Consider the following 16,134-nt stretch of genomic DNA (forward strand, 5'->3'; position numbering starts at 1 on the left):
ATGTCGGTATTTAGAAATCAAGAAACGTACTGGGATAACCTGTTTGATGAAGATGACGGCCTAAGCGTATTCCCTTACTTCAAAGCAGAGGATAATGCGTCATTGGCCCGTATCGGCTATCAGGAAAAATGCATCTGCCGTTCCTTATCTCCGGAAGTATCTCAGAGAATCATGACAATGGCGAATCATTCCGAAATGGCAGCCTATTTGATTTTATTGGCTGGTATTGAATGCTTGCTGTATAAATATACGGATCGAGCGAGTTTGATTCTCGGCATTCCAACGGTATCGAAGCAAAAAAGCAGCCAGTCAGCCGTTAATACCATCGTCCTCTTAAAAAATACGCTTACAAGCGAAAGCACGTTCAAAAGCGTATTCCAGCAACTGAAAGAAGCCGTTAATGATTCGCTGAAAAATCAAAACCTGCCGTTCCGGAAAATGGTTCAGAATCTAAACGTGCAATACAATGATGAGCATATTCCGTTCATTCATACCGTCGTTTCGCTTAACGAAATTCATTCCTTAAAATTTAAGGAAGACGCTGCAACCGATACGCTGTTTCACTTTGATATGGAGAACAACGGGGTTCACTTGAAGCTTTTTTATAACGGCAATCTGTACGATGAGCGCTATATGGATCAAATTGCAGCCCATTTGGATCAGCTGCTGTCCGTGATCTTGTTTCAGCCTCAAACTGCAATCCATACGGCAGAAATGATACCCGAGACGGAAAAACAGAAACTATTGTTTGATTTCAATGACACCGGCGCAGATTACTCCGGGAGCAGAACCGTTTATCAATTATTTGAAGAGCAGGCAGAAAGAACGCCCGAGCATCCAGCCGTGAAGTTTAAAAACTGCCATTTGACGTACAGAGAATTGAATGAAAGAGCCAACCGTTTGGCAAGAACATTGCGCAACTGCGGGGTTCAAGCCGATTCGTTGGTCGCTATTCTGGCTGATCGTTCATTGGAGATGATCGTGTCTATTATAGCCGTTTGGAAAGCGGGGGGCGCTTATGTGCCCCTGGACCCTGAATATCCAAATGAGCGGCTTCAATATTTGCTTCATGATGCGAATGCAGATGTTCTCCTTGTACAGCATCATTTTAAAAACAGCCTCACCTTTGACGGTCCGACGATTGATCTGAATGATGAAACATCTTACCATGCCGATTGCTCATTGTTATCACCTATAGCCGAACACAGCCATTTAGCCTATGTCATCTATACTTCAGGCACAACAGGAAAGCCGAAAGGGGTTATGGTTGAACACGGCGGCATTGCGAACTCGCTGCAGTGGAAGAAGGCGTTTTTTAAGCATTCTGCCAAGGACCGTGTGCTTGTCTTGTACCCCTATGTTTTTGATGCATTTATTTTAAATTTCTTCGGCCCGCTTATTTCGGGGGCAACCTTGCATCTTTTGCCGAATGAAGAGAATAAAGACCTTTTCGCCATTCAAAATGTCATGAAACAGGAGAGAATTACACATTTCTCAACTTCTCCCCGTCTTCTGAAAACGATGATCGAACAGATGAACGCAGAGGACTTCATTGATGTCCAGCATGTTGTTGTAGGCGGAGAGCAGCTGGAAACAGATACAGTTGAGAAGCTGTATTCTCTGCAGCCTCATATTCGAATCAATAATGAATACGGACCGACAGAAAATAGCGTGGTTTCTACGTTTCACCCTGTTCAGTCCGCTGATGAACAGATCACAATCGGCAAACCGGTGGCTAACCATCAAGCCTATATTTTAGGAGCGCACCAGCAAATCCAGCCGATCGGCGTACCGGGAGAGCTGTATGTCGGAGGAGCGGGAGTGGCCCGCGGCTACCTCAATCGGCCTGAATTGACGGAGGAAAAGTTTGTTCAGCATTTGCATCTCCCCGCTCAAAAGATGTACAAAACGGGTGATCTCGCAAGATGGCTGCCAGATGGAAGGATCGAATATTTAGGACGAATTGATCACCAAGTGAAAATTCGCGGCTACCGGATTGAGATCGGCGAGGCAGAGGCAGCCATGTTCAATCTGGAGAACGTTCGTGAAGCTGCAGTCGTTGCGCGGGAAGACGAAGACGGAGCCAGGCAATTGTATGCCTATTATGTCGGCGAGCCTTCTTTGACCGCCGCGCAGTTCAGAGACGAATTATCCCGTAAACTGCCGGATTATATGATTCCCTCTTACTTTATCCATTTGGAACACATACCGCTCACTTCCAATGGAAAGATTGATTTGAAAGCTTTGCCTGCTGCCGAAGAAAAAACGCGGACGGAAAATGAATACATAGCCCCGCGAAACACAACAGAAGAACTGCTGGTGTCTATCTGGCAGGAAGTATTGGGGGCAGAACGTATAGGAATTCTGGATAATTTCTTTGATTTTGGCGGAGATTCGATTAAATCAATTCAGGTGTCTTCCAGATTGTATCAAGCCGGATACAAGGTTGATATGAACAATTTGTTTAAATATCCCGCGATTGCTGAACTAAGTCCGTTTGTAGTGCCGGTCAGCAGAATGGCCGATCAAGGGGAAGTGAGCGGCAGGACAAATCTGACTCCGATTCAGCATTGGTTTTTTGAGCAAAAAATGCCGCATGCACACCATTACAATCAGGCCGTCATGTTATATTCGGCGGAAGGCTTTAAAGAGGATCCGCTTCGCCGGACGATGGAAAGCATCGCATCGCATCACGATGCCTTAAGGATGATTTTTGAAGAAACGCCGAATGGATACACCGCGCGAATCACAGGAACGGATGAACATGAATTATACCATCTGGAAGTGTTGAATTATAAAGAGGTAACAGATCCGGCTCAAGCAATTGCCGAAAAAGCGAATGAGATTCAAAGCAGCATGGTATTAGAGCAGGGGCCTTTAATGAAGCTTGGTTTGTTCCAATGTCCGGACGGAGATCATTTGCTGATTGCGATTCACCACTTGGTGATTGACGGGGTATCATGGCGAATTTTACTTGAGGATTTTGCAAGCGGTTATGAGCAGGCAGAGCAAGGGCAAACGATCCGCCTTCCGCAAAAAACAGACTCCTTTCCATTCTGGGCTGATCAATTGTCCAAATATGCGAAGGAAACCGACTTGGAGCAGGAGATTGCCTATTGGTCCGAGCTTTCAAGCACGAAGCCGCAGCCATTGCCTAAGGACAAAATAAGCGAAGGTTCGTTATTAAGAGACAGCGAAGAATTGACGATTCAATGGACAAAAGAGGAAACAGAGCAATTATTAAAACAAGCGAACCGCGCATACAACACGGAAATCAATGATCTGCTGCTGACTTCATTAGGACTCGCCGTTCACAGGTGGACTGGCATGGAAGACATTGTCGTAAATTTGGAAGGCCACGGGAGAGAACCGATTATTCCGGATGCGGATATTTCCCGGACGATAGGATGGTTTACAAGCCAGTACCCTGTCGTACTGAGGATGGAAGCCGGCAAAGACCTGTCACAGCGAATTAAGGCCGTGAAGGAAGGGCTGCGCCGTATCCCTGATAAAGGAATGAATTACAGCATCATTAAATATGTATCCGGGCGTCCGGAAGCGGAAACCCTTCAGCTGAATCCGGAAATATCGTTTAATTACTTAGGGCAATTTGACCAAAATCTGAAGCATCAAGCTTTGCGCATATCGCCTTTTTCCACTGGGTTATCGATGAATGAAAACCAAGAGAGACTGGCCGTGCTTGATGTAAGCGGCATGATAGCTGAAGGGAAATTATCGCTGACACTGAGCTACAGCAGCAAACAATACGAAAAATCGACTATGGCGCAATTTGCCCGAAGTTTGAAAGAAAGTCTGCAAGAAGTCATTGCGCATTGCGTAAGCCGGCAGCAGACTTCCCTGACGCCGAGTGACATCCTGTTAAAGAACATCACAATAGATGAACTGGAACAACTTTTGGAGCAGACACGTGAATTGGGCGAAGCGGAAAATATTTATCCGCTAACACCGATGCAGAAGGGTATGCTGTTTCACAGCTTGTTTGACCCGAGTTCAGGCGCTTATTTTCAGCAAACGATGTTTGATCTGCATGGAGATCTGGATATTGATTCATTTTCGAAAAGCTTGGACGGCTTATCGCAAAAATACGATATTTTTCGCACGAACTTTTACAGAGGCTGGAAAGATCAGCCGCTGCAAATCATCTTAAAAACGAAAAAGATCGGTTTTCAATTCATTGACTTACGTGAGATGAAAAAATCACAAAAAGAAGAGATGATTCAGAAATACGCCAGAGAAGATAAGTTACAGGGGTTCGACTTAGAGAAAGGCGAGTTAATGCGGTTACTCATTCTTCGTACGGATGATACGGCATACCGTTTTATATGGAGTTTTCACCATATTTTGATGGACGGCTGGTGCCTGCCGCTGATCACAAAAGAAATATTCGAACATTACTTTGCTTTGCTTCAGCAAAAGCAGCCTGAGCAATCGTCAATTACTCCCTACAGTCGATTCATTGAATGGCTCGGCCGGCAAGATGCAGAAGAGGCCATGCGTTATTGGGATCAGTATTTAGAGGGATATGAAGAGCAAACCGGCCTTCCCAAGGATCACCATTCGGCGGATGAACGATACATTCTCGAGAAAGTGACGTGTGAAATAAGCTCTGATCTCACTTTGAAAATGAAGCAGACGGCCGGCAAGCGCCACGTCACGCTGAATACGCTGCTGCAGACGGCTTGGGCGGTTCTGCTGCAGAAATATAACCGGAGTAAAGACGTTGTTTTTGGAAGTGTCGTTTCCGGAAGACCGGCTGGAATTCCAAACGTGGAAACCATGATCGGCTTATTCATTAACACCATTCCCGTCCGAATCCGATGTGAAGCCGGAACAACGTTTGCCGAGCTTATGAAAGAGGCGCAGGAAAGGGCAGTAGCGTCGCAAAAATTTGAGACGCACCCGTTGTACGATATTCAGGCGCGGACAACGCAAAAGCAAGATTTAATTACACATTTAATGATATTCGAAAATTATCCCGTTGATCAGTATATGGAAAGCATAGGCCGGCAAAACGGATCATCCATCACCATTTCCAACGTGCAAATGGAAGAACAGACGAACTATGATTTTAATTTGACCGTTATACCGGGTGACGCGATGAACATCTATTTTGAATACAACGCCAATGTGTATGATCGATCAAGTATAGAACGGATTCGGGAGCATTTCATGCAAATTTTGCATCAAGTCGTGACAGATGCGGATATCCTGGTGGAGCAAGTGGAATTGTTAACGGAAGGTGAAAAAAGAACCCTTCTTCATACGCTTAACGACACGTCTGCGCCATTTCCGCAAATACCGGTTTATCAATTATTTGAAGAGCAATCACAGCGCACGCCCGATCAAGCGGCCGTGATCGATAAGGACAGGCAGCTCACGTACGGAGAGCTCAATAAGCGGGCAAACCAATTGGCGAGAACGTTAAGAGCGAAGGGCGTGCAGGCGGATCATCCTGTGGCTGTCATCAGCCGAAACAGTATTGAATCGGTGGTCGGAATCCTTGCCGTTTTAAAATCAGGCGGAGCCTACGTCCCTATCGATCCGGAATATCCGCAAGACCGAATTCGGTATATGCTGGATGACTCTCAAGCCGAAATCATTTTGATGCAGCGGGATGTCAGGGAGCAGCTCTCCTGCGAAGGCGTCACGGTTTTACTGGATGATGAAAGTTCGTATCACCAAGATGACGCTGACCTTGAACCGCTAAGTGATGCGAGCCATTTGGCGTATGTCATTTATACGTCAGGTTCCACAGGCCGGCCGAAAGGCGTATTAATCGAGCACCGGGGCTTGGCCAATTATATTTGGTGGGCGAAAGAGGTTTATGTAAAAGGCGAGAAAACCAACTTCCCGTTGTATTCGTCAATCTCTTTTGATCTGACGGTGACTTCTATCTTCACACCGCTAGTCACGGGCAATACGATCATCGTCTACGACGGTGAGGATAAAACAGCACTGATTGCATCAATTGTGCAGGACCCGAGGGTGGATATCATTAAATTGACCCCGGCCCATTTGCAGGTTTTAAAAGAAATGAACCTCGCCGATAAAACGGCTGTCCGAAGAATGATTGTGGGCGGGGAGAATCTAAGCACCCGGTTAGCCCAAAGTATTCATGAACAGTTCGAAGGCCGGATTGAAATATGCAATGAGTACGGGCCGACTGAAACCGTTGTCGGCTGCATGATTTACCGTTACGATGCCGTAAAGGACAGGCGGGAATCGGTACCGATCGGAACCGCTGCAGCAAACATGAGCATTTATGTCCTTGATGAGAATAGGAAACCCGTGCCGGTCGGTGTCCCTGGGGAAATCTATATCAGCGGCGCCGGCGTGGCAAGAGGATATTTAAACCGGCCGGAATTAACGGCAGAGAAATTTGTCGATGACCCGTTTGAACCCGGAGCCAAGATGTATAAGACCGGAGATTTGGCGAAGTGGCTGGCCGACGGAAACATCGAATATACGGGGAGAATAGATGAACAAGTAAAAATCAGAGGCTATCGTATCGAATTAGGAGAAATCGAGGCGGCACTGCACCAAGAAGAAGCAATCAAAGAAGCGGTCGTGACAGCCAGAGAAGATGTCCACGGGTTCAAACAATTGTGTGCATATTACGTGAGCTGCGGACAAATAACGGTATCCAAGCTTCGAAAACAATTGTCTCAAACCCTGGCAAGTTATATGATTCCGGCTTATTTTATCGAGATGGATGAAATGCCTTTAACCTCCAACGGAAAAATAAACAGAAAAGGGCTGCCGGCTCCGGATTTCGGGCTGCAGGACAGAGCAGAGTATAAGGCTCCCCGAACGAAAGCGGAAGAAATATTAGTTTCCGTCTGGGAATCGGTATTAGGCGCAGAGAACGTCGGTATTCTGGATAATTTCTTTGATCTCGGCGGAGATTCGATTAAATCAATTCAAGTGTCATCCAGATTAAAACAGAGCGGATACAAAATGGAAATCAAAGACTTGTTTCAATATGCAACGATTGCCGAATTGAGTCCGCATATCAAGCAGAATGTACGTATAGCCGATCAGGGTGAAGTCAAAGGAAAAGTCAGCCTGACTCCTATTCAGCATTGGTTCTTTGATCACATAACGGTAGATCCGCATTATTATAATCAAGCCGTCATGCTGTTTGCGCCGGAAGGTTTTCAGGAAACGCCGCTTCGTCAAACCCTGCAAAAGCTCGCTGAACATCACGACGCGCTTCGCATGACGTTCCGGCAGACAGAAAAAGGATACGAGGCACAAAATGCAGAGATCGGCCAAAGCAGGCTGTACCACCTTGAAGTCCTGAATCTGAAAGCAGAGTCCGACCCGGGGCAGATAATTGAGGCCAAGGCTGACGAGATACAAGGCAGTATGCGTTTAAGTGACGGGCCGTTAATGAAAGCCGGGCTGTTTCAATGTGCAGATGGAGATCATTTACTGATTGCCATTCATCATTTGATTGTAGACGGGGTTTCATGGCGCATTTTATTGGAGGATATCGTCAGCGGCTACAGGCAAGCTGAGAACGGGCAAGTGGTTCAACTGCCGCAAAAAACAGACTCTTTCCAATTATGGGCCAAGAGACTTTCAGAATATGCGCAAAGTGAAACGATAAAACAAGAACAGGAGTATTGGACAAAGATCGAACAAACCGAAGTAAAACCGCTGCCTACAGATTTTCATGAAACACAGACTACTGCAAAAGACAGTGAAACGGCAGCTGTGGAATGGACTAAAGAGGAAACGGAGCTGTTATTAAAACAAGCGAATCGCGCCTATAACACTGAAATAAACGATTTGCTTTTAACTTCCCTTGGTCTTTCCATATCACACTGGTCAGGACTTGAACACATTCCGATTCATTTAGAGGGACACGGAAGAGAACAGATTTTTCAAGATATGGATATCTCCCGCACGGTTGGATGGTTTACAAGCCTGTATCCGGTTGTGCTTCACGCGCAGCCAGGCAAAGAAATCTCTGATTATATCAAGATGACCAAAGAAGGGCTGCGCCAAATTCCGGATAAAGGGATCGGATATGGGATAGCAAGGTACTTAAGCGGCGGGATGCCATCAAAACTGAATCCGGAGATTAGTTTTAACTACCTGGGGCAGTTTGACCAAGATTTGCAGCAGCATAGGGTTCAATTATCTTCTTACTCCTGCGGTTCAGACTCAAGCGGGAATCAAGCCAGACCATATGTATTGAATATAAACGGAATGATAACCGACGGCCGGCTGACGCTTACGATCAGCTACAGCAGCAAACAGTACGCAAGAGAAACGATCAAGCGGTTAGCGGAAACGATTCAAAGCTGCCTGCGGACAATTATTACGCATTGCGTGCAGAAAGAACAATCGGAACTGACGCCAAGCGATATTTTGTTAAAAGGCATGTCCATTGACGAATTGGATCAGCTCCTCATTCAACTGCCGCATGCAGGTGAGATTGAAAACGTTTATCCGCTCACTCCGATGCAGAAAGGAATGCTCTTCCACAGCTTGCTGGATGAGGACTCGCATTCTTATTTCGAACAAGCATCGTTCGATTTACAGGGAGAGTTAAAGATTGATTGGTTTAAAGCAAGCCTGGAACGATTATTTGAAAAATACGCCGTGCTCAGAACCCGTTTTTACAGCGGCTGGAACGATACTCCTTTACAAATTGTCTATAAAACGCAAAAACCGCAGATTCATTTTGCAGATTTGCGCGACAAAGAGGAGTACCACCGCGAGGATGAAATCGCAGCCTATCAAAGAGAAGACAAGGAAAAAGGATTTGACTTGGCTCGGGGTCCGCTGATGCGCATAGCGATTTTCCGTATGGAAGACCGCAAATATCATTTGATTTGGAGCTTTCATCATATTGTTATGGACGGCTGGTGCCTGTCTCTTATCACGAAGGAAGTGTTTGAGCATTATAGAGCCTTGCAAGAAGGCAGGGAAACAGACCTTTCATCTGCAGCTCCTTACAGCGACTATATCGAATGGCTTGACCTACAAGATCACAGAGAGGCCAAACGGTACTGGAGCGAGTATCTTGACGGTTATAAAGGTGAAACCAGGCTTCTTCATAAAAGAACACAGCATGAACAAAAAGACTATGCCTATGCCAATGTGATCTGCGAATTAGACCGAGAACAGACAAAACGGCTGCAGCAGATCTCAAATCAGCATCAAGTTACATTACATTCACTGATCCAAACGGTGTGGGGAATTTTATTACAGAAATACAGCGGTTCCCCAGACGTTGTCTTTGGCAGCGTCGTGTCCGGAAGACCGGCGGAAATTCCTGGGGTGGAACAGATGATCGGCCTGTTCATCAATACCATTCCGGTCCGCATCCGCTGTGATGAGGACAGCTCTTTTACCGACACGATGCAAATGGTTCAACAAAAGGCATTGGCTTCCCAAGCATACGATACCTATCCTTTATATGAAATTCAGACACAAACGGATCAAAAGCAAAACCTGATTGACCATATCATGATCTTTGAAAACTATCCGATAGGGGAGCAGGTCGAAGAGGCTGGCCATCATGATACAGAGCTGAACATCACGAACTTTCATATGCAGGAACACTCCCACTATGATTTGAATGTGGTTGTCATTCCTGGCGAACAGCTGGCCGTTCATTTCGGTTTTAACGAAAACGAATATGAAAAATCTGATGTGGAGCGGCTTCGCGGACATTTTGAACAGCTCATGCAGCAAGTATTGCAGCAGCCGTCTGTCAAAATAGAAGATTTGGAGCTTCTCTCTCAGCAAGAAAAAGAACAACTGCTCAGCGATTTTCAATCTGGCGGCATGCAATACTCCCTTGAACAAACGATTCATGAGATGTTCGAGGAACAGGCGCACCGTACGCCGAACCAAGCGGCCGTTGTATACGAGGGTAAGCAACTAACCTACGAAGAATTAAACAGGCGTGCCAATCAGCTTGCGCGAACCTTGCAGGCGAAAGGTGTGCGGGCGGATCAGCTTGTCGGCATTATGACTGAACGCTCGCTGGAGATGATTGTAGGCATCTTAGGAGTGTTAAAAGCGGGCGGCGCATATCTGCCGATAGATCCCGATTCTCCGCCTGAACGCATCCGTTATATTTTAAGTGATTCAGGCATCAGCGTATTGCTTTATCGCGGAAAACTGCAGGATAACATCGGCTGCCCGCGGACATGTATCGATCTCTTGGAGGAGCATGCCTGCCACGAAGAAGGAAACGACCTTGCGCTCTCTCATCAGTCGACTCAACTGGCCTATGCCATTTATACTTCCGGCACGACTGGAAAGCCTAAAGGCACGTTAATTGAACATCGCCAAGTCATTCACCTGATTGAAGGGCTGAGCCGCCAAGTTTACTCTGCTCATAAGGGGGAGCTGAATGTAGCCATGCTCGCTCCCTATTACTTCGATGCTTCTGTTCAGCAAATATATGCTTCTTTGCTGTTAGGACATACCTTGTTTATTGTTCCGAAAGAGGTCGTGTCAGACGGTACTGCATTATGTCGTTACTATCGGGAGCATTGCATTGATATTACCGACGGAACACCTGCCCATTTAAAGCTCTTAATAGCTGCAGGTGATTTGCAGGGAGTCCCGCTTCAACACCTTTTAATCGGCGGAGAGGCTCTTTCCAAGATGACGGTAAATAAATTCATGCGATTATTCGGCGACCATGGCGCTGCGCCAAGGATTACCAATGTATATGGGCCTACAGAAACTTGCGTAGACGCGTCCCTGTTCCACATTGAATGTTCTGCAGATGCTTGGATACGCAGTCAAATTCATGTCCCTATAGGCAAGCCGTTAGGCAGCAACCGCATGTACATTCTTGATTCAAAAAAACGGCTGCAACCGGCGGGCGTCCAAGGCGAGCTGTATATTGCAGGGGACGGTGTCGGGCGGGGTTACTTGAACCTGCCGGAACTAACGAATGAAAAATTTGCTGCCGATCCGTTTGTCCCGACAGACCGAATGTACAGAACCGGTGATCTGGCCCGCCTTCTGCCGGATGGAAATATTGAATTTATCGGCCGGATTGACCATCAGGTGAAAATTCACGGTTTTCGGATTGAACTCGGTGAAATCGAATCGGTGATGCTGACCATTCCTGATATTCAAGAAGCCGCCGTAATCGCCCTTGAAGATGCAGATGAAGAATATTACCTGTGCGGATACTATTCTGCGGACAAGCCAATACAGATCAATGAACTTCGCGAAAATATGGCCCGGCATTTACCGGGATATATGATACCGGCTTATTTTGTGCAGCTGGATCAAATGCCGCTTACGCCAAACGGGAAGCTGAACCGTCAGTTATTACCGGCTCCGGTCAACAAGCGGGACAGGGGCATAGAATATGTGCCGCCGCGGACTTCTGCAGAAATTCAGCTGACGGCAATTTGGCAGGATGTTCTCGGGTTAGAGCAGGTGGGGATTCGAGATAACTTTTTTGATATCGGCGGACACTCCCTGCGTGCAACGGCGCTGCTAGCAAAAATACAAAAGCAAATGCATGTCCAAATTCCTTTGCGGGACGTGTTCCTTTTTCCAACCATTGAACAGCTCGCGCGGATGATCACAGAAACGGAGTCAACCGGATATGCCGCTATTCCTGCAATTGAAAAAAGACCTTATTATCCGGTATCCTCAGCACAAAAACGGTTGTACATTCTCAATTCTCTGGAAGGAGGAGAACTCAGTTAAAACATGCTGGGCCTGATGGCTGTCGAAGGAACGATTGATCGTGAAAAGCTGCAACAAGCCTTCCTCACACTGATTCAGCGTCATGAATCTTTGCGTACCGGTTTTAAAATGGCCGGCGGAGAACCTGTCCAGTATGTCTTGGATCACGCAGCGTTCGAAGCAGAGTGGTATCAGGCGGAAGAAAATGATGCGGATCTTTATATCCGCCAATTTATCCGTCCGTTTCACCTCGAGGAGCCGCCGCTGCTTCGCGTGGGGCTGATCGAACTTCAACCAGATCGCGGAATTCTGATGTTTGATATGCATCACATTATTTCTGACGGAACATCCATGAACGTATTGATCAAAGAATTTATCCGGATTTATGAAGGAGAGACATTACCGCCTCTGCGCATCCAGTACAAGGACTACGCAGTATGGCAGACCGGAGAAGCGAGATTAAAGGAGATGCAAAATCAAGAAGCCTATTGGTCAGAGCTGTACAGCGGCGACGTTCCTGTCCTTCATCTGCCGACCGATTATATACGGCCGTCGGCAAGGGGTTTTGCGGGAGCCACGATGCATTTTACGCTGGATAAGCAAAAAAGCGCCGGGTTGAAGCAGCTGGCATCCCAAACCGAATCTACTTTATATATGGTGCTCCTTGCGTCTTATACATTATTGCTTTCAAAATACAGCGGCCAGGAAGACATTATTGTCGGCAGTCCTATAGCGGGAAGACCGCATGCGGATTTGGAACCCATTATCGGAATGTTTGTCAATACACTGGCAATGAGAAATTACCCAGAAAAAGGGAAGACGTTCACTCAGTATCTGTCCGAAGTGAAGGAGAATGCACTAAAAGCCTATGAGCATCAAGATTACCCGTTTGAAGCACTGATCGATCAACTGAATATCGCCAGAGATTTAAGCCGTAATCCGTTGTTCGACACCATGTTTGTGCTTCAAAACACGGAGCAGGAACAGTTAGAGATAAAAGACGTATCTTTTAAACCATATCCAAACGAACATACGATGGCGAAATTTGATTTAACCTTAACGGCTGTGGAAGAAGAGTCGGGTATTCATTTTACGATGGAATACTTGACGTCTCTGTTTAAACCGGAAACGATCGAACGTATGATGGGGCATTTTGTACAGCTGATTGATTCGATTATCAAACAGCCTGAAGCCGAACTGGCTAGGTTAAATATGATGACTCGAAAAGAGAATAGTGAAATTCAGAAACTCTTTAACGATACCGCAGATAAACGAATTCCGACAACGGTTCATCAGCTTTTTGAGCAGCAGGCTGAGCTTAACCCAGACCATGAAGCCGTCCTGTTTGGAAATCAGGCACTGACTTATCGCCAGCTGAATGAACGTTCCAATCAGCTGGCGCGCGTCCTTCAAGATAAAGGTGCACGCACTGATCAGGTGGTGGCCGTTCTCACGGATCGCTCAGCAAATATGATGATCGGCATTTTAGCCATATTAAAGGCCGGCGCAGCATTTCTTCCTATCGATCCGGAACTTCCTGATGAACGGCGGGCGTTTATGCTGAAAGACAGCGGCGCCGGAGTGCTTTTGACTGGTGCGGGCCACACCATTCCGCCGCTCTTTGAAGGGGAAGTGCTTTTGCTTGACGATCCGTTATTATATCAAGGCGAAGCGGACAATCTTAATCTTTCCTATTCGGAGAATGATGTAATGTACATCATTTACACGTCAGGCACAACAGGGAAACCAAAAGGAGTTCAGCTGGAGCACAAGACCATGACGAATCTGCTCGCTTATGAAGAGGACCATACGCAGCTGCGCTTTGACAGGGTGCTGCAATTTGCTGCAATGAGCTTTGATGTTTGCTATCAAGAAATCTTCTCCGCGCTTTCAAGCGGAGGAACACTCTATATCATCAGCAATGAGGCAAAACGGGACATACGCCAGCTCAACGATTTTGTCAAAATGCACAGAATCCAAACCGCATTTCTTCCGACTGCGTTCCTGAAGCTCCTTGCCTCGGAGAAACACTATTTCGAACCGTTTGCCGAGTGCGTGGATCACATCATCGCTGCGGGAGAACAGCTCATCGTAACAAGGATGCTGCGAGACATGCTGGTACGCCACCATGTTACATTGCATAATCATTACGGTCCGTCGGAGACGCATGTCGTGACCATGTATACCGTTGACCCGGATACAGATCAGGAACTTCAGCCGATCGGCAAACCGATTTCAAATACGGAGATTTTCATTTTGAATGAATCGGGAACCCTTCAGCCTGTCGGAATCGTCGGTGAACTTTGTATCTCAGGAGTCAGCTTAGCCCGCGGTTATCATAACAGAGAGCCTTTGACGCTCGAAGCATTTGTTCCGCACCCATATGACAAGAAGCAACGGATGTATAAAACAGGCGATCTGGCCCGTTACCTTCCCGACGGAAATATTGAATATGCGGGGAGGATGGACCATCAAGTCAAAATCCGCGGTTACCGGATCGAACTCGGCGAGGTGGAGGCCGCTCTGCTAAGTCTCGAGCCTGTACAGGAAGCAGTTGTTCTGGCAAGAGAAAATGCAGATGGGCAAAGCGATTTGTATGCCTACTTTACAATGGAGCAATCACTGCCGATCAGTCAGCTGAAAGAAAAACTTGCTGATCAAATACCGAGCTACATGATCCCTTCATACTTCATCCAACTGGAGAAACTGCCGTTAACCTCCAATGGAAAAGTCAATCGAAGAGCATTACCGATGCCTGAAGCCGGTTTGCAAACCGGAATCGACTACGTTGCTCCGCGGACGAGTATGGAAGAGCAGCTGGTTTGCATCTGGCAAGACGTTTTGAAAGTAAAAGAAATTGGCGTAAAAGATAACTTTTTCGATCTGGGCGGCCACTCGTTACGGGGGATGACGCTCATCGCCAAAATTCATAAGCAATTCAGCAAAAACATTTCATTAAGAGAGGTATTTCAATGTCCGACCATTGAAGAAATGGCAAAGGCTATCGCAGAAGCTGAAGCCGACAGGCCGGATTACATTCCGGCAGCCGAGGAAAAAGATGTCTATCCTGTATCCTCCGTGCAGAAGATGGTTTACCTGTCAACACAAATTGAAGGCGGCGAACTTAGCTACAACATGCCGGGAATCCTTACATTAGAAGGAAAAATCGACATGAATCGCTTGCAAACCGCTTTTCAAAGACTGATTCAGCGTCATGAATCACTGCGTACCGGATTTGAAATGATCCGCGGGGAACTGATGCAGGTGATCAAGCCGGAGATAAATTTCTCTATAGAAAGGGACAAGGCAGCATCGGACGAGGTTGAGGAACTTTTCCGCGCCTTCGTGCGGCCGTTCGATCTCAGCCGGGCTCCGTTACTTCGGGCCGGACTCATCGAACTAGAACAAGACCGGCAAATTTTTATGTTTGACATGCACCACATCATTACGGACGGAGCATCCATGAATATTTTTGTCGAAGAACTGATTCAATTGTATGACGGCAAAGAATTAGCTCCGCTCCGTATTCAATACAAAGACTTTACTGAATGGAAACATCAAAAAGAACAAAGAGAACGAATCAAGAGGCAGGAAGAGTATTGGCTCGGTGTATTTGAAGAAGAGCTGCCGACATTCGAGCTGCCGAAGGATTTTGCAAGACCGCCGGTGAGAAGCTTCGAAGGGAAGCGGCACAATTTTACGCTCGATAAGACTGTCATCGAAGGTATAAAACAGCTGGAAGAATTGACAGGTACAACCGCTTATATGATTTTGTTTTCGGCTTACTCCATACTGCTGGCTAAATACAGCGGTGAGGATGATATCGTCGTCGGCACACCTATTGCGGGAAGAATGCATGAAGATTTACAGCATATCATCGGAATGTTTGTCAATACATTAGCCATCCGTACCGCTCCAATAGCGGAGAAGACGTTTTTGGATTATATAACGGAAACGAAAGAAACAATGCTGAAGGCTTATGAACATCAAGAGTATCCTTTTGAAGAATTAGTTGAGAAATTGGGAGTGAAACGTGATTTAAGCCGCAATCCGTTATTCGATACGATGTTCGTACTCCAAAATACGGAACAAACGGATATTGAGGTGGACTCTCTCGCTGTCCGACCTTATGAACAAACGAGCACGGCTGCCAAGTTTGATTTACAGCTGACCTTCGTAATGGAACAAGATGAGATACAAGGCAGCTTTGATTACTGCACGAAGCTATTTAAAAAGAATACCATTGCTGTATTGGCCAAGGATTACATCATGATCCTTTCGGCGATTTTACGAAACCCATCCATTCCTTTAAAAGAGATTCAATTAAGTGAAAAAGTAAAGAAAAGTAAACATCTCGCAAGCACAATCGAATTGGATTTTTAATCATGGCCGGCAGCGGCTGTCCCGGCACGAATGCCGCGGCTGCCGCCA

The 16,134-nt window shown here is 46.5% G+C and carries 1 pseudogene; it reads left to right on the forward strand.

The annotated features are described in order from the left end of the window. A pseudogene (locus tag ACW5MY_RS19620) lies at positions 1-16,086 on the forward strand (non-ribosomal peptide synthase/polyketide synthase); the annotation flags it as partial. Positions 16,087-16,134: the final 48 nt, after the last annotated feature.

Source organism: Bacillus sp. Bwzl_19 (assembly GCF_054900515.1).